The sequence below is a fragment of the Streptomyces sp. CS113 genome, assembly GCF_002188365.1.
GTDB classification, from domain to species: Bacteria; Actinomycetota; Actinomycetes; order Streptomycetales; family Streptomycetaceae; genus Streptomyces; species Streptomyces tendae.
The window spans coordinates 3073348-3090003 of sequence record NZ_KZ195574.1 but is presented as its reverse complement, the minus strand read 5'-3'; the positions used below and the strand labels follow the sequence as shown (position 1 = coordinate 3090003).

Here is a 16656-nt window from a genome sequence, read left to right as displayed (position 1 = left end):
AAGAAGACCGGTCCGTATCCATTCGGTGGAAGTGGTCGAGGGCGCGCAGTATCGCAGTCACATCGCCGAATTGAGTGGTTTTGATCGCGCGCGTTGCCCAAGCGATGCCGACCGATGTTGGTCATCGGGTCCTGGGATGCGGGATAATGGCTGGGAAGCAATGTGTTCGATGCCGGTGTCGCGCGTCCATGCCGGACTGCGCGTGCCCTCACGGGCCGTCGGCGGTGACGGTGAGCTGGTATCAGGAAGGGGAACGAGCATGGCGGCCATGAAGCCGCGGACGGGCGATGGCCCGCTCGAGGTGACCAAGGAGGGGCGGGGCATCGTCATGCGCGTTCCGCTCGAAGGCGGCGGGCGGCTCGTCGTCGAGCTGACCCCCGATGAGGCCGACGCGCTCGGCGACGCCCTCAAGAAGGTCGTCGGCTGACGCGCGAGCGACCATACCCGTTCAGTCGCCCCGGTACCGCTCCTGGTGCCGGGGCGGCTGTCGTGCGGCGCCTTTCCCGGTGCCGTGCGACGGCCTCTCCCGGGCGGCGGTCCCTCGTTCTCGCGCGCCGGTCCCTCGTTCTCGCGTGCCGGTGCTCTTCCTCAGCGCTTCACGGCGCACAGCAGTCCGTCGCCCACCGGGAGCAGTGACGGCACCAGTTCCTGGCTCTCCCGCACCGCGCGCAGGAGCTCCCGCACCCGCAGCACCTCGGTGGGCTGCGGTCCCGAGTCGATCGTGCGGCCGGCGCCGAAGACGCCCTCGAAGGCGACGAGGCCCCCGGGACGCAGCAGGCGCAACGATTCAGCGAGGTAGTCCAGGTACTCCAGCCGGTCGCCGTCGCAGAAGACCAGGTCGTATCCGGCGTCCGCGAGCCGGGGCAGCACGTCCAGGGCGCGCCCGGGAATGAACCGGGCCCGGTTGCTGGCGAAGCCCGCGGCCCGGAAGGCCTGCCGGGCGAACTGCTGGTGCTCCGGCTCCGGGTCGACCGTCGTCAGTACCCCGTCCGGCCGCATGCCGTGCAGCAGATGGATCCCGGACACACCGCAGCCGGTGCCGATCTCCGCGACCGCCTTGGCGTCCACGGCGGCGGCGAGCAACCCCAGGGCGGAGCCGGTGCCCGGGGTCACCGAGCGCAGACCCGCCTCGCGGGCCCGGTCGCGTGCCCAGAGCAGCGCGTCGTCCTCGGCGACATAGGCGTCGGCGAACGCCCAGCTCGTCTGCCGGTTGCCGGTAATGACCCTCTCCTGTCCCCGTCGTTGCCTCGGCGTGACTGTATCCGTTGGCGTCGGGAACCCGCAGATGGGACCAGTCGTTAAAAGGGGAAGCAAGAAGGCGGAACGAGGAGACGGCCGAGCGGGCCGGGGACGAGCCGTACCGGCTCAGATCAAATTCTCGTAAAACCGCTTATCCGGAGCTAACGGGCGAGGTGGCTATGGTAGGGGCTCCACTGGACACCACCAGAGCCGACAGGGGAGGTGCGGCCGCACCCGCGGATCGGGGCGGAGTGCTGCGGCGCTTCCTCGGATCGGCAGGCAGGCCGAAATCCGTGAACGACACCGCTGCTGACCACAGCCACTCCGACGGTCCCGCCACGGGACCCGCCCAGACCGCGACCTTCTCCAGCGACGCGGACGGACAGGCGTGGACTCCGCCCACCTGGGAGGAGATCGTCAGCACCCACAGCGGCCGGGTCTACCGCCTCGCCTACCGCCTCACGGGCAACCAGCACGACGCCGAGGATCTCACTCAGGAGGTCTTCGTCCGCGTCTTCCGGTCCCTGTCGACCTACACGCCGGGCACCTTCGAGGGCTGGCTCCACCGCATCACCACCAATCTCTTCCTGGACATGGTCCGCCGCAAGCAGCGCATCCGGTTCGACGCGCTCGGTGACGACGCGGCCGAGCGCCTGCCCAGCAGGGAGCCCACCCCGCAGCAGCTCTTCCACGACGCCCACTTCGACGCGGACGTCCAGCAGGCCCTGGACACCCTCGCGCCCGAGTTCCGCGCCGCCGTCGTCCTGTGCGACATCGAGGGGCTGTCGTACGAGGAGATCGCCGCGACCCTCGGCGTCAAGCTCGGCACGGTCCGCTCCCGCATCCACCGCGGCCGTTCCCAGCTGCGCAAGGCGCTCGCGCACCGGTCCCCGAAGGCGCGGGCCGAACGCCGCTCGTTCGCGGCCGGCGTTCCCGCACTGGGAGGAGGGGGCACGAGCGCGTGAGTGGGTCACGGCCTGAGCCCGAGGGACACCTCGCAGAGCAGCATCTGGGAGACCGACTCTCCGCCCTGGTGGACGGCGAGCTCGGTCATGACGCGCGTGAGCGCGTGCTGGCGCACGTGGCGACCTGCCCGAAGTGCAAGGCGGAGGTCGACGCCCAGCGCCGGTTGAAGGACGTCTTCGCCCAAGCGGCCCCACCGGCCCCGTCCGAGAGCTTCCTGGCCCGCCTCCAGGGCCTCCCCGGCGGCGGTGACGCGGACGACGGCGGCTCACCGTTCGCCGGACTGGCCGGAGGCTTCGGCACGTCCGCGGGTTCCGGCGTCTTCGGTTCCGGGCGGGGCGGGCGCTTCGAGTTCGACTACGTCCCGGCCCGGCCGCACGCCTCGGTGCTGCCGCCCTCCTCGTCGGGGCGCGGCTTCCGCATCCACGACCTGCACAGGGACGTGCACCGGCAGGAGTCCGACCGCTCGGCCTCCCGCGGCCTGCGGTTCGCCTTCGCCGCCGCCGGAGCGGTGTCGCTGGCCGCGATCGCGCTGGGCGGTGTCACCCTCGGCACACCGGACACCACCACCGAGGCGCGCGGCTCGGGCAGCGGCAGCAACGCGACGCCGCTGCGCACCCCGGGCTCGACCGCGGCCACCGGCTCCGAGAGCCAGCGCCGGCGCACGGGTGCTCCGCTGCTCCAGCAGGGCCAGCGCGCACTGGGCGACACCCCCGTCGCCTCCACCACGGCCTCCGCGCCGCTGCTGCCCGGGATGCCCGCCCCGGCCGGGAACGACGCGCGGCAGCAGGCCGTACGGGCGCTGACCACTCCGGTGACGGCCGGTGCCGCCGCCATGTCCCCGCTGATACGTCCGCTGGAGGCCGTCCCGCCGCTCTCCCTGAGCTCCTCCTGGCCGGCGGCCCCGGAGGCCGGGCCACCCGGCCTGCTCGCCGCCCCCGACCCGGCTCCGTCGCCGTACCCCGCGGCTTCCCCGGCCGCCTCCTACCCTCCGGTTCGCTGACGGGATCTGCGCGCCGGTCCGCGGACCTGATTGAATCCGGGGTGGCGCCAGAGCCCTTGGAGCCGACGATCTGCGGCCAGCTGCGGGGGAGAACATGAACGAGGGGAAGCCCACGAAGGCGAAGTGGTGGAGTCGTCCCCGCTCGTCCGAAGACGCACCCGACGGCGACTTCGAACTGGAACGCCCCCGCCCGCCATACACCACGGGCACGGCCCCCGGCGACCGGGCGGCCGACGGGGGCGACTTCGAGCTGGAACGCCCGGCGGCACCTCGCGCGACCGACGACGGCGACTACGAGCTGGACCTGCCCACGCCCGAGCGCGACGATCCGACGGGCGCACCCCCGCACCCCCGCACGGCCCGCGACGCCGACCCCGCGGCAGCCCCGGACCCGCACCGTCAGCCGGGCGGCGGCGCCCCCGAGCCGGCGGAGGCCGCTGGGCTCGGGCGGGACGGCCTTTCCTCCGGTCCTCAGCGGCAGCAAGGCGCCGAGATCCCCGAGCCGCCGCAGGACGCCGGTCTCCCCCGGCAGGGCAACCGGCTCGCCACCCCGCCGGCGGACGCGGTGCCGCCACCCCACACGGGACCCGACTCCGCACCGGCTGCCGATGCCGCGCCCGGGGCCGCGCCTGCCGCCGACGCCACGGCTGGCTCCGCGTGGCTCGCCGACGGCGCGTCCGGGTCCGTACCGGCTGCCGATGTCACGCCCGGGGCAGTGCCTGCCGCTGACGGCACGGCTGGGTCCGTATCGGACGCCGGCGGCTCGTCCGGCGTCGAGCGGCCCAAGCCGTTGCACGAACCTGATCCGTACAGCACCCCGCCGTACGGGGAGCCCGGTCCATGGGCTCCCGCGCCGCCGGTTCAGCACCCCGCGGCCACCCCGGCGCACGGCACGGCGTCACCACCCGCACCCGCGCCGGTGTCTCCGCCTCCGGGCGCGGTGCCGGACCCGGCGTTCGCGGACGCTCCGCCTCCGGTGGCGCGGGGGCAGCACGCGGGGCCCACCCCGGCGCACGGCAGGGTGACGGCGTCGGTGCCGCCTGCCCCGGTCCCGTCCGCGACGGCGGACTCGCACGCCCCGGCCCCGCTTCCGCCCCCGAGCGCGTCGTCGGTGTCCCCGACTCCCGGGGCGGCACCCGACCCGGCGTTCGCGGACGCCCCGCCTCCGGTGCAGCGGGCCGCACAGGGGCAGCACCCGGCGGCTGCCCCGGCGTACGACACGGCGCCCCACGCCGTCGCTCCGGCGTACGACACTGCGCCTCACCCCCTCGCCCCGGCGGCTGCCGCGGCGTCCGCCGCGCCGCCCTCCGACCCGTGGGCCGGGCCGGCGGCCCCGGCGGCCGGTGCCGAACCCGCCGCCGATCCGTGGGGGCGTTACGACCCCTGGGCCGCGGCCCAGCACCACGACGCGGCCGACCGCGCACCCGGGCGGCGACGGCGTCCGGCCGCGAAGGTGCTCGTCGGCGGGGCGCTGCTCATCGCCCTGGTCTCCGGCGGCATCGGCGGCGCCGTGGGCGCCCACCTGGAACGGAACGGCGGTGTGGGCACCGTGGAGCTGCCCCAGGCCGGACCCGAGGCCGCCGGGCGGGACCCGGACAGCGTCGCCGGCATCGCCGCGCGCGCCCTGCCCAGCGTGGTGACCCTGCACGTGAGCGGCAGCGAGGCGGCCGGCACCGGCACCGGGTTCGTCCTCGACGACCGCGGTCACATCCTCACCAACAACCACGTCGTGGAGCCGGCCGGCTCCGGCGGCGAGATCACCGTGACCTTCAACAGCGGCGACACCGCCGAGGCCACCGTCGTCGGCCGGGACAGCGGGTACGACCTGGCCGTGGTGAAGGTCAAGGGCGTCACCGGCCTCACCCCCATGCCCCTCGGCAACTCCGACAATGTCCGCGTCGGCGACCCCGTCGTCGCCATCGGCGCCCCGTTCGACCTGGCCGGCACGGTCACCTCCGGCATCATCAGCGCCAAGGAGCGGCCCATTACCGCGGGCGGCGAGGAGGGCGACGCCAGTGACGTCTCGTACGTCGACGCCCTTCAGACCGACGCGCCCATCAACCCCGGCAACTCCGGCGGCCCCCTCCTGGACACGCGGGGCCGGGCCATCGGCATCAACTCCGCCATCCGCTCCGCCGACAGCGGCAGCGCCGAGTCGGACGGCGGCCAGGCCGGTTCGATAGGGCTGGGCTTCGCCATCCCGATCAACCAGGGCAAGCGCGTCGCCGAGGAGCTGATCAACACCGGCAGGGCCACCCACCCGGTCATCGGCATCACCCTCGACATGAACTACACGGGTGACGGCGCCCGCGTGAGCGCCAAGGACGGCGACGGCGGCCCCGCGGTCACCACCGGCGGCCCCGGCGCCAAGGCCGGCATCAAGCCCGGGGACGTGATCACCGCCGTCGACGGGCAGCGCGTGCACTCCGGCGAGGAACTGATCGTCAAGACCCGCGCCCACCGCCCCGGCGACCGCCTGGAGCTGACCCTGGAACGCGGCGGCAAGGAGACGAAGGTCTCACTGGTACTCGGCTCCTCCGGCGGCGACTGACCGTCCGGAAGGCCCCGACAACGTGCCAGGAAGGCAAATAATTCGGAAAGCGGTCACGTACACCCAGTCAGGGCTCTCGGGACAGTACCGGTCGGACGGGGTCGGCGGGTACCGTGGTGGCGGCCCGGCATCCCAAGGAGCTTCAGGTGTTCAATGACATAGGCGCACTCGAGCTGGTGACGCTCGTCGTCCTCGCCGTGCTCGTCTTCGGTCCGGACAAGCTCCCCAAGGTCATCCAGGACGTGACCCGCACCATCCGGAAGATCCGGGAGTTCTCGGACAGCGCCAAGCAGGACATCCGCGAGGAGCTGGGCCCCGAGTTCAAGGACTTCGAGTTCGAGGACCTCAACCCCAAGACGTTCCTCCGCAAGCAGCTGGACAACGACGAGCTGGGGCTCAAGGAGATCCGCAACGGCTTCGACCTGAAGAAGGAGATGGCCGAGGTCACCGACGCGGTCCACGGCCGTGACCCGGAATCGTCGTCGTCCGGATCTTCGTCGTCCGGATCGTCGTCCTCCGCGTCCTCCGGCTCCGGCGGCGGTCGGATCGACATGTCGAAGAAGCCCGAGACGCCGGGCAGGACCGACAAGCCCGGCGACGACCGTCCGCCCTTCGACATGGACGCCACCTGATCCCACCCGTCCGCGGCCGGCCCGTCGGCCGCGAACGTGACGTGTCTCATACTCCGGACGGGGCGCACAGGCCCCGAAGGCGACGCCCGCGCGGCTCACGCGCCGGGCGATTTCCCGGCTGCCGCCAGCGGGGTGGCTATGCTGCCCGAGTTGTTGTGCGGACCGGACGAGTGCGCCCGAAGGGGGGCGGGCCGTTCCGGCCCGACGAGAGCGAGGAGGCGTCCGGGCACATGGAGACGACGAGTCGGGCAGTCGCGCAGGCGCCGGCCGCGGAGGGCGGACCACAGTCCCCCTCCGGCCGGCGTACGGTCGACGGCTACCTGCGTGCGCCCTTCCCGTGGTACGGCCTCGACGAGGCCTTCACGGGACGGCGCTGGCTGATGCAGATCGGTACGGCGGCCGACGGGGCCGTGGAGCACGGCTCGATCGGGCACGGCGACGAACCGTCGGTGCGCAACGAGCACGTGGCGGGCGACGAGCAGGACGCCAAGGAGAAGTTCGCGGTCGTCGTGACCGTCGCGGCCAACCCCGACCGGCGCAGCGCCGACGGCACCGGCCTGCTGGAGGCCACCTCGGTGTCCTCGGCGGCCTGGCTCGCCGGAGTGGGCCTGCTGTCCTTCACCTGGCCCGGCCAGATGGACCACTCGCTGCGCGACGACTGGCTGGAGCAGCAGACGGAGACCGCGTGGGTCCTCGCGGACGACCTCGACGGCGAGGACTGGACGGCGCTGTCTCTCCCGGTGGACGGCGTGCCGACGCCCTTCCACTACCGGGAGTCCGAGTTCGGCTGGGTGCTGGCCGGCTCGACCGAGCAGGGCGTCCACCTCGGCGCGTACGGGCGGGGCATGAGCGCGTACGGGCTGGCCTTCGCCGTCGTCAAGGACATCGCGGCCTACGCCTAGCCGTCGGTCGCGCGTACGACGAGGGGCGCCGTCCTGCCGGACAGCGCCCCTGCGTGCCGTACGCGGGTCCCGTACGAGCGTCCCGTACGGGTCGTCAGAACTTGTTCTTCGGCGTGATCCCCAGCGACAGCCCGGAGAGGCCGCGCTGGCGGCCGCCGAGCTTGCCGGCGATCGAGCGCAGGGCCGCGCCCGCCGGGGAGTCCGGCTCGGACAGGACGACGGGCTTGCCCTCGTCGCCGCCCTCGCGCAGCCGCACGTCGATCGGGATGGCGCCGAGAACCGGCACCGACGCGCCGGTCGTGCGGGTCAGGCCGTCGGCGACCGTCTGCCCGCCGCCGGTACCGAAGACGTCGACCATCTCGCCGCAGTGCGGGCAGGGCAGCCCCGACATGTTCTCGACGACGCCGACGATCTTCTGGTGGGTCTGCACGGCGATCGCGCCCGCCCGCTCCGCCACCTCGGCGGCGGCCTGCTGAGGGGTCGTCACGACCAGGATCTCGGCGTTCGGCACGAGCTGCGCCACCGAGATCGCGATGTCGCCGGTGCCGGGCGGCAGGTCCAGCAGCAGGACGTCCAGGTCGCCCCAGTACACGTCCGCCAGGAACTGCTGGAGCGCGCGGTGCAGCATCGGGCCGCGCCAGACCACCGGCGCGTTGCCCGGGGTGAACATGCCGATCGAGATGACCTTCACGCCGTTGGCCGAAGGCGGCATGATCATGTTCTCGACCTGGGTGGGCCGCCCGTCGGCGCCCAGCATGCGCGGCACCGAGTGGCCGTAGATGTCGGCGTCCACGACACCGACCTTCAGGCCGTCGGCCGCCATCGAGGCCGCCAGGTTCACCGTCACCGAGGACTTGCCGACACCGCCCTTGCCGGACGCCACCGCGTACACCCGGGTCAGGCTGCCCGGCTTGGCGAAGGGCACCTCGCGCTCGGTCTGCCCGCCGCGCAGCGCGGTGGCCAGCTCCTTGCGCTGCTCGTCGCTCATCACGTCCAGCTCGACGTCGACGCGCGTGACGCCCTCGACCCGCGCCACCGCGTCGCTCACGCGCTGCGTGATGGTGTCCCGCATGGGGCAGCCGGAGACCGTCAGGTACACGGCGACCGCGACCGCTCCGTCCGCACCGATCTCCACCGACTTGACCATCCCCAGCTCGGTGATGGGCCGGTTGATCTCGGGGTCGTTCACCGTCGCCAGTGCTTCGCGCACCGCGTCTTCCGTAGCCATGGGGTCGATGGTACGGCGCCGCCCACGGGGCACGGAAAGCCCCGTCAGCGGTCGCGTACGTCACGCCCCGCGGACCGATCCGCCGGGAATACCCCGCGGTCGGGGTGATGGCCGTTCTGCCGCTCCTCCAGGTCCCTGACGAGGTCCTGGAGCTCGGAGCGGATCCAGTCCCGCGTCGCGACCTCGCCGAGCCCGATGCGCAGGGCGGCGATCTCCCGGGTCAGGTACTCGGTGTCCGCGATCGACCGCTCGTTCTGCTTGCGGTCCTGCTCCAGGTTGACCCGGTCCCGGTCGTCCTGCCGGTTCTGCGCGAGCAGGATCAGCGGGGCGGCGTAGGAGGCCTGGAGCGACAGCATCAGCGTCAGGAAGATGAACGGGTACTCGTCGAAGCGCAGCCCGCTCGGCGCGGACACGTTCCACACCACCCACAGGATGATGACGACCGTCATCCAGACGATGAACCGTCCGGTGCCCAGGAAGCGCGCGACGCGCTCCGAGAGCCGGCCGAAGGACTCCGGGTCCCACTCGGGCAGCAGCCTGCGGCGCGGCGCGCGGGGCTGGTCGAGGCGGGCCCGGGCACGGGAGGACGCGGTGGCCCCCGACGTGGCGCGCTCCCGGGTCGTCGTCTCGCGCTCAGGCACCATCGGCGCCCACCTCCCCCGTCGCCTCGGCCGTGTCGTCCAGGTGGTACTCGGTCTCCCGCCAGTCGTCGGGAAGCATGTGGTCCAGTACGTCGTCCACGGTGACCGCGCCGAGCAGCGCCCCCGAGTCGTCGACGACGGGCGCCGCGACCATGTCGTACGCGGCGAAGAACCCGGCGACCACGGGCAGCGCGGCGTCCGGCTCCAGGGGTTGCAGGTCGTCGTCGAGGATCGAGCCGACCAGCGTGTACGGGGGATCCCGCAGCAGGCGCTGGAAGTGCACCGTGCCCAGGTACTTGCCGGTCGGCGTCTCCTCGGGCGGCCGGCAGACGTAGATCTGGGCGGCGTGCGCCGGAGACAGGTCGGGGTTGCGGATGCGGGCCAGGGCGTCGGCGACGGTCGCGTCGGGCCGCAGCACGATCGGCTCGGTCGTCATCAGACCGCCGGCCGTGTGCTCCTCGTACGCCATCAGGCGCCGCATGTCGGCCGCGTCGTCGGGCTGCATCAGGCTCAGCAGCCGCTCCTTGTCCGCCTCGGGCAGCTCGCCGAGCAGGTCGGCCGCGTCGTCGGGGTCCATCGCCTCCAGGACGTCCGCGGCGCGCTCCTCCTTGAGCTTGCCGAGGATCTCGATCTGGTCGTCCTCGGGCAGCTCCTCCAGCACGTCGGCCAGCCGGTCGTCGTCGAGGGCGGCGGCGACCTCGGCGCGGCGCTTGGCGGACAGGTGGTGCAGGACGTTGGCGAGGTCGGCGGGGCGCAGCTGCTCGAAGGTGGCCAGCAGGTTCTCGGCGCCCTGCCCCTGCTCCTCGACGGAGAACCCGGAGACGCCGGACCACTCCACGGTCAGCGTCTCGCCCTTGTTGCGGCGGAAGGCGCCGCCCTTCCTGCCCTTGCGGACGAAGACCTTGTCGATCTCCCAGTCCCGGCGGGCGGGCAGCTGCTGCACCGACAGGTCGAGGACCGTGACCTCCTCGCCCGTCTCGGTGAGGGTGACGCGCCGGTCGAGCAGCTCGCCGAAGACGAGGCGCTCGGTGGGCCGCTGCTCGAAACGCCGGACGTTGAGCACGCCGGTGGTGATCACCTGGCCGGACTCGATGCCGGTGACCCGGGTCATGGGCAGGAAGATCCGGCGGCGGGTGGTGAGTTCGACGACCAGCCCGAGGACGCGCGGGGGTTTGCGGCCGACGCGGAGCATGACGACCAGATCGCGGACGCGTCCCACCTGGTCACCGGCCGGGTCGAAGACGGCGATGCCGGAGAGGTGGGAGACGAAGATCCGGGGGGCGCCCGCTGCCATGGCCGCGGCCTCCTTTCCTCACGCTGCGCGGAGTCGAGTGGGAGTGCGTGAAAGTCGAGTGGGAGTGCGTGAAGGCTGATTCGTACGGTGTCTCTTTTCCGAATTGCCCGCTCGGACGCGCTTCAGGCTAGCCCGTCCCGATCGGCCTCGCCCTGGTGGCCGGTCCGGACGGACTGGGTCCGTTCGCCCCGCACGGCCCCGGTACGCTGCGCCGTGGCCCGGTCGGTTCGCCGCCGACGTCCGTCGGCCCCGTGTCCGCCCTGTCAGAAAGGCAGTCCTCCCTGTGTCTGTGACTCCCCGGCGCCGAATCCGCAGGGCCGCCTGGCTGGGCGCGGTGTGCGCCCTGTCCGTGGCGGGAGCCGGGCTGACGGGATGCAGCGGCGAGGACCCCGACGCGGGCACCAACGGGATCGGGAAGCTCCCGGCCGACAAGATCCAGGCGAAGGCCGGCGCGGCCGCGCAGGCCGCCGACACGGTGCGCCTGCACGGCACGGTGGACGCGGGCGGCAACAGGTACACCCTGGACATGCGGCTGAAGGCCGACGGCGGGACCGGTTCGGTCGCCGCCCAGGGGACCACGTTCGGACTGCTGCGCGTCGGCGAGCAGCTCTTCCTCAAGGCCGACGCCGGGTTCTGGAGCCACGACGACGGCGACGCCAAGGCGGCCGACAAGCTCGCCGGCAAGTACGTGAAGGTGCCGCAGAGCGACCCCGTGTACAAGAAGTTCAGCGGCTTCACGGACAAGGACGTCCTCCTCGGCGGTCTGCTGACCCTGCACGGCACGGTGAAGACGGACGGCCGCCACGAGCAGGCGGGCGTGCGCACCATCCGGATCACCGGCGACGACGGCGACGGCGGCTCGCTGGACGTCTCCCTGGAGGGCACTCCCTACCCGCTGCGCCTGGTGCGGGCGGGCAGCGCGGGCACGATCGGCTTCTCGGACTGGAACAAGGACTTCGCGCTGGAGCAGCCGGCCAAGGACGAGACCCTGGACTACGGCAAGCAACTGCCGTCGTCCTGAGACCTCCCGCGGCCGGCCGCCCGCGGCCGCCCGCGGCCGTCAGCGCCGTCAGCGCCGTCAGCGCCCTCAGCGCCGTTTGCGGCGCTTCAGGAGCAGGCGCGGCAGCCCTGCCGGCGCCGGCTGCCGGGTCGTCGCCGGGCTCGGCAGCGGTGCCTCGGCCAGCGAGGCGTCGGGCAGCGGCGCTGTGGTCCCCGTCGGCTCCAGGCGCAGCACCCGGCACTCGCGGGCCCAGCGGTCGGTCATGGCCTCGCCGTCCGGGGCGTTCAGCCGCTTGCCCTTGAGGTCGCCGACGGCCGCCTGCCACGCCTCGGAACCGGCCGGCAGCTCCACGACCCGCGCGGCCCAGGAGACCAGCCGGCCGCCCTTGTCCTTGCTGCGCACCGTCACCTCGGCCGCCGCCCCGTCGGACAGCCCCGGCAGCGGCTGCTCGCCCGGCCCGTCGCCGACGACGCAGGCCGCGCCCTCGTGCCAGACGTGCCACAGCGCCCGGGCGGGCACCCCGGGGCCCTTGACCCAGATGAGCCCGGACTTCTTCGTGGCCTCCTCGACGAGGACCTGTGCCAGCAGCTCGCTTGTCATGCGCTCAGCCTATCCAGGGGCCCGGGCACGGCTTCAGAGCCAGCCGTTGCGCTTGAGCGTGCGGTGGATGCCCAGGCAGATGCCGACCGTGATCGACAGGACCAGCGGATAGCCGTACCTCCAGTGCGTCTCCGGCATGTGGTCGAAGTTCATGCCGTACACCCCGCACACCATCGTCGGCACGGCGATGATCGCGGCCCACGAGGTGATCTTGCGCATGTCCTCGTTCTGCGCGACGGACGCCTGGGCCAGGTTGGCCTGGAGGATGGAGTTCAGCAGTTCGTCGAAGCCGATGACCTGCTCCTGCACCCGCGCCACGTGGTCGGCGACGTCCCGGAAGTACTTCTGGATCTCCGGGTCGATCAGCCGCATCGGCCGCTCGCTGAGCAGCAGCATGGGACGCAGCAGCGGCGCCACCGCCCGCTTGAACTCCAGTACCTCGCGCTTGAGTTGGTAGATCCGGCCGGCGTCCGTGCCGCGCGGGCTGCCCTTGCGGCCCGGCGAGAACACCTCCGTCTCGACCTCGTCGATGTCGTCCTGCACCGCGTCGGCGACCGCGATGTAGCCGTCGACGACGTGGTCGGCGATGGCGTGCAGCACCGCCGAGGGGCCCTTGAGCAGCAGCTCGGGGTCCTCCTGGAGCCGGCGGCGCAGCGCCCGCAGCGAGCCCTGCCCGCCGTGCCGGACGGTGATGAAGAAGTCCCGCCCGGTGAAGCACATCACCTCACCGGTCTCGACCACCTCGCTGTTGGCGGTGAGCTGGTCGTGGTCGACGTAGTGCACGGTCTTGAACACCGTGAACAGGGAGTCGTCGTAGCGCTCCAGCTTGGGCCGCTGGTGGGCCTGGACCGCGTCCTCCACGGCCAGCGGGTGCAGCCCGAACTCCCGGGCGATACCGGCGAACTCGTCCTCGGTGGGCTCGTGCAGACCGATCCACACGAACCCGCCGTCGCGGCGCACCTGGCGCATCGCCGTGTGCGGGGTCAGCGGGACGTCGGTCTCGACGCGGCGGCCGTCGCGGTAGACGGCGCAGTCGACGACGGCCGAGGTGGCCGCCGGGTCCCGGGTGGTGTCGTAGGGGCCGCTGTCCTTGTGCAGGGAGACGCGGGACGGGCGGACCGCGGCGCGCAGGTCACGGATCATCGACATGGCAGGCTCCTTCGCGGCAGGCAGCGAACGAGGCCGGTGACGGGTGGAACCACCCGGAATGAGGACGTCCTGACCACGCGTGCTCGGCGCGTCCACAAAGCGGGGGGCACCGCGCCGTCGCGGTGGCCGACTTCGCTGCTGATTCAGCTGCTGACACGGATCGATGCGGTCGACGCGGATCGACGGTGAACGCATCGATGGATCGGATCAGACAAAAGATCAGGAAAAAACGGGACGAAGTGCTCTTCCGTGGGAAGGCGCGCAGGAGACGCTGCGGCAGGAAGGCCGGAACAGCCGCGTCAGCGGTCGGAAGAGCGGGTGGTACTGCACGGTCGACTTCGGTCCATGCCGCCCACCTCCTCCGGTCGGTCCCTCGTGAGGGACGATCCATTCCCCTTGTTTGAAGGGGTTCCCCGTAGGGGAGAGTTCACAGCGTCGGGGGCTTGATCGCGACGCGCTGCGTGCTGCCCCGAACCGCTGGCCCACAGTACCAGCCGTGCGACGTGTCAAGGCGCCGCTTTGCCTCTTCAGGACGAGTTCTATGCTCGCCGCATGGCTGATGTTCTTCCTCTGGTCGAGGCCCGGTTGCACAGTGCGCTGGGCGAGCCGGACGCGCGCGCGGCGGTCACCTTCCTCGGTACCGACCGCATCGAGGTGCTGCGGTTCCCCGCCTCCGGCCAGGAGGGCGACGTCGTCCGCTACGCCACCCTCGGCATGTCGGCCCAGCCCATGGCGGACCCCACGGCCGCGCTCGCCGACCCGGTCAAGGGCCCCCGCGCCGAGCTGCTGCTCTCCGTGCGGGCCGGGGCGGCCGACACCGACAAGGTGCTCCGCCCGCTCGCCGTACTGGCCGCGTCCCCGCAGGTCGAGGGTGTGATCGTGGCGCCCGGCGCGTCCCTCGACGTCGGGGAGCCGCTGTGGCCCGGGGCCCCGTTCACCTCGGTGCTGGTCGCCGAGCCGGGGGGCCTGGTCGAGGACCTGGAGCTGGACGCCCCGCTGGACCCCGTGCGGTTCCTGCCGCTGCTGCCGATGACGCCGAACGAGGCCGCCTGGAAACGGGTGCACGGCGCGCCCGCCCTCCAGGAGCGCTGGCTGAACCACGGGACGGACCTGCGCGATCCGTCCCGCAGGTCCGTCCCCCTGGACTGAGGCAGCCGAGTCACGGGACCGGGTGACGCAACTCACCGGCCCCGTCTCGTCAGTTGGCGAAGACCGTGACCGAGTCCTCACTGGCGTGCCTCGGCTCCAGCTCCTCGGCCTCGTGCGTGAGCGCGCGACGCCGTACGACGACCACGACCGCGCCGAGCAGGGCGGTCACCGCGGCCACCACGAACGGGATGTGGACGTCGGTCCACTCCTCGATCTTCGGCGCGAAGTAGGGCGCGGCCGCCGCGGCGAACCAGCGCACGAAGTTGTAGCCCGCGCTCGCCACCGGACGCGGCGCGTCCGAGACCCCGAGGGCCAGCTCGGTGTAGACGGTGTTGTTCACGCCGATGAACGCGCCGGACAGGATCGTGCAGACGATCGCCGCGGTGTGGTTGCCGTAGCCGAGGACCAGGACGTCGGCCGCGAGCAGCACCAGTGAGCCGCCGAGCACCTTGAGCGAGCCGAACCGCCGCTGCATGCGCGGCGCCACCAGCACCGAGAAGACGGCGAGCAGCACGCCCCACGCGAAGAACACGGCGCCGGACTTGTACGGCGTCATGTTCAGCACGAACGGGGTGAAGGCCAGCACGGTGAAGAACGTGTAGTTGTAGAAGAAGGCCGAGACCGCGGCGGAGGCGAGGCCGCCGTGGCCCAGTGCCCTGATCGGGTCGAGCAGCGAGGTCTTGCGGGCCGGCTTCGGCTGCTCCTTCAGGAACACCGTGATGCACAGGAAGCCGATCGCCATCAGGAAGGCCGTGCCGAAGAACGGGTAGCGCCAGCTGGCGTCGCCGAGCAGCGCGCCGAGCAGCGGGCCGCAGGCCATACCGAGGCCGAGGGCGGACTCGTAGAGGAGGATCGCGGCGGCGCTCCCGCCGGCGGCCGCGCCGACGATCACCGCGAGGGCCGTCGAGACGAACAGCGCGTTGCCCAGGCCCCAGCCGGCCCGGTAGCCGACGAGCTGGCCGACGGTGTCGGAGGTGCCGGCGAGGCCCGCGAAGACCACCACGAAGGCCAGGCCCAGCAGCAGGGTCTTGCGCCCGCCGATGCGGCTGGAGACGAAGCCGGTGACCAGCATCGCCAGCGCGGTGATGAGGAAGTACGAGGTGAACAGGAGGGAGACCTGACCGGCGCTCGCGTCCAGGCCCTTGGCGATGGACGGGAGGATCGGGTCCACGAGCCCGATGCCCATGAAGGCCACGACGGACGCGCCCGCGGTCGCCCACACGGCCTTGGGCTGCCGCAGGATGCCGCCCGCACCGGCGTCGAAGGGATCCATGCTTGCTCTCCAATACCGAGAGGTCGATGCCAAATGGTTGGTGTATACACATAGTAAGTTAGCTCCGCTAATTAATGCAACATGCACCTAGTTGTTCGGGGGGCTGCCTGGTCGGAGCCCTTCCGTCCGGATGGGTGATCGTCCTTGACGTGGGGGAGCGAGGGTAGGACCGTGGGGCTCTATGAGGGGCGAACCCAGTTGCCCGAAGTGTGGTGGCCGGGTCAGGGCTCCCGGCCTCTTCGCCGATTTCTGGCAGTGCGACCTGCACGGCACCGTGCACCCGGTCCAGCCCGTGATCCCGCCCAGCGTCGAGGCGCTCGGCGTCGTGGTGCACCGCACGCAGGTGCCGGTGTGGATGCCCTGGCCGCTGCCGGTCGGCTGGCTGTTCACCGGCGTGGCCTGCGCGGGCGACGACCGCAGCGGGGGCCGGGCCACCGCCGTCGCCTGCTCCGGACCCGGTCCGCTCGGGGGCATCGGTGAGCTGATCCTGGTCGCCGAGGAGCTCGGCGTCGGCCTCGGCGCCCGGTACGCGGGCCTCGACGCCCCCGACCCCGGGCCGTACCTGGACGTCGGGAAGCCGCCCCAGGTCAAGGTCCTGGCCGCGGGCCGCCCCACCCCCCTCTGGCACGTCTCCGGCGGTCCGGTCGACCGGGCCGTCTTCGCCGGGGAGGCCCTCGGCATGTGGCTGTGGGCCGTCGTGTGGCCCGAGCGGTCCGGGCTGCTGATGTACGAGGAGCTGGTGCTGACCGACCTGCGCGACGCGGGCGCCGAGGTGGACCTGGTGCCCTGCGGGGCGCTGTCGCCCCGGCTGATCGAGCCGACGGTGCCGTAGTGCCGTGCCGCGCGGGGTTCCTCGACGTGCGGGGCAGGGCGTAGCGGGGGTTCCTCGACGTGCGGGGCAGGGAGTAGCGGGGGTTCCTCGACGTGCGGGGCAGGGGGCGTAGGGGGTGCAGGGGTGCTGCGGGTGTGACGGCGGGGGGCCGAGTTCCGGTTATCCTTGAGCGTCCCCGTCCGTCCCGTCACCGCTTGGAG

General features: G+C 72.5%; 16 protein-coding genes. 9 read left to right on the top strand and 7 right to left on the bottom strand.

The window, feature by feature from the left end:
- Nucleotides 1-259: 259 nt before the first annotated feature.
- Complete coding sequence (locus B9W62_RS13280) at nt 260-427, top strand: DUF3117 domain-containing protein (protein WP_003966491.1); 168 nt, start codon at nt 260-262, stop codon at nt 425-427.
- Nucleotides 428-588: 161 nt separating this feature from the next.
- Here B9W62_RS13280 and B9W62_RS13275 read toward each other — a convergent pair whose 3' ends face one another.
- Nucleotides 589-1287, bottom strand: a complete 699-nt coding sequence (locus tag B9W62_RS13275) for an O-methyltransferase (RefSeq protein WP_078884611.1) — start codon at nt 1285-1287, stop codon at nt 589-591.
- A 245-nt stretch (nt 1288-1532) separates the two neighbouring features.
- Here B9W62_RS13275 and sigE point away from each other — a divergent pair, with 245 nt between their 5' ends.
- The 5 genes from sigE (at nt 1533) to B9W62_RS13250 (ending at nt 7290) form a co-directional block, all read left to right on the top strand.
- Nucleotides 1533-2204: an RNA polymerase sigma factor SigE gene (gene sigE / locus B9W62_RS13270; RefSeq protein ID WP_087807376.1), complete on the top strand. Its 672-nt coding sequence runs from the start codon at nt 1533-1535 to the stop codon at nt 2202-2204.
- Entirely contained in the window at nt 2201-3205 is a 1005-nt protein-coding gene (locus B9W62_RS13265; RefSeq protein ID WP_087807375.1) for an anti-sigma factor family protein, read from the top strand. Before sigE ends, B9W62_RS13265 begins: the two co-directional genes overlap by 4 nt.
- Before the next feature lie 565 nt (nt 3206-3770).
- Nucleotides 3771-5756 (top strand): trypsin-like peptidase domain-containing protein, encoded by a 1986-nt coding sequence (locus tag B9W62_RS13260; RefSeq protein ID WP_373433736.1) that lies wholly within the window; start codon nt 3771-3773, stop codon nt 5754-5756.
- Nucleotides 5757-5902: 146 nt separating this feature from the next.
- A complete protein-coding gene (locus B9W62_RS13255; RefSeq protein ID WP_087807374.1) occupies nt 5903-6388 on the top strand; it encodes a sec-independent translocase in 486 nt (161 codons plus the stop codon).
- 230 nt (nt 6389-6618) lie between these two features.
- Nucleotides 6619-7290, top strand: a complete 672-nt coding sequence (locus tag B9W62_RS13250; protein ID WP_179235474.1) for a hypothetical protein — start codon at nt 6619-6621, stop codon at nt 7288-7290.
- A 94-nt stretch (nt 7291-7384) separates the two neighbouring features.
- Here the strand turns inward: B9W62_RS13250 and B9W62_RS13245 are convergent, their stop codons facing one another.
- Genes B9W62_RS13245 through B9W62_RS13235 form a run of 3 tightly spaced genes read right to left on the bottom strand, consistent with a single transcriptional unit; the run spans nt 7385 to nt 10453 of the window.
- Nucleotides 7385-8518 carry an Mrp/NBP35 family ATP-binding protein gene (locus B9W62_RS13245; protein ID WP_087807372.1) on the bottom strand — a complete coding sequence of 378 codons (1134 nt, stop codon included), beginning with the start codon at nt 8516-8518 and terminating at the stop codon, nt 7385-7387.
- Nucleotides 8519-8562: 44 nt separating this feature from the next.
- The gene (locus B9W62_RS13240; protein WP_179235473.1) at nt 8563-9162 is read right to left on the bottom strand and encodes a DUF1003 domain-containing protein; all 600 of its coding nucleotides are present in this window, start codon (nt 9160-9162) and stop codon (nt 8563-8565) included.
- A complete protein-coding gene (locus B9W62_RS13235) occupies nt 9152-10453 on the bottom strand; it encodes a magnesium transporter MgtE N-terminal domain-containing protein (RefSeq protein ID WP_087807371.1) in 1302 nt (433 codons plus the stop codon). Before B9W62_RS13235 ends, B9W62_RS13240 begins: the two co-directional genes overlap by 11 nt.
- 283 nt (nt 10454-10736) lie before the next feature.
- Here B9W62_RS13235 and B9W62_RS13230 point away from each other — a divergent pair, with 283 nt between their 5' ends.
- A complete protein-coding gene (locus B9W62_RS13230) occupies nt 10737-11474 on the top strand; it encodes a hypothetical protein (RefSeq protein ID WP_179235472.1) in 738 nt (245 codons plus the stop codon).
- 66 nt (nt 11475-11540) lie between these two features.
- On the opposite strand, the gene B9W62_RS13225 is transcribed toward B9W62_RS13230, so the two are convergent.
- Both B9W62_RS13225 and B9W62_RS13220 read right to left on the bottom strand, forming a co-directional pair.
- A complete protein-coding gene (locus B9W62_RS13225; protein WP_087807369.1) occupies nt 11541-12053 on the bottom strand; it encodes a hypothetical protein in 513 nt (170 codons plus the stop codon).
- A gap of 33 nt (nt 12054-12086) precedes the next feature.
- Complete coding sequence (locus B9W62_RS13220) at nt 12087-13202, bottom strand: magnesium and cobalt transport protein CorA (RefSeq protein ID WP_087807368.1); 1116 nt, start codon at nt 13200-13202, stop codon at nt 12087-12089.
- A gap of 552 nt (nt 13203-13754) precedes the next feature.
- Between B9W62_RS13220 and B9W62_RS13215 the strand changes: the two genes are divergently transcribed.
- On the top strand, nt 13755-14351 hold the full coding sequence (locus B9W62_RS13215; RefSeq protein WP_087807367.1) for a suppressor of fused domain protein: 597 nt from the start codon (nt 13755-13757) through the stop codon (nt 14349-14351).
- A gap of 49 nt (nt 14352-14400) precedes the next feature.
- Here B9W62_RS13215 and B9W62_RS13210 read toward each other — a convergent pair whose 3' ends face one another.
- Nucleotides 14401-15624: an MFS transporter gene (locus tag B9W62_RS13210; protein WP_087807366.1), complete on the bottom strand. Its 1224-nt coding sequence runs from the start codon at nt 15622-15624 to the stop codon at nt 14401-14403.
- 181 nt (nt 15625-15805) lie between these two features.
- Between B9W62_RS13210 and B9W62_RS13205 the strand changes: the two genes are divergently transcribed.
- Nucleotides 15806-16456: a DUF6758 family protein gene (locus tag B9W62_RS13205; protein WP_087807365.1), complete on the top strand. Its 651-nt coding sequence runs from the start codon at nt 15806-15808 to the stop codon at nt 16454-16456.
- The last annotated feature ends 200 nt before the right edge of the window (nt 16457-16656 follow it).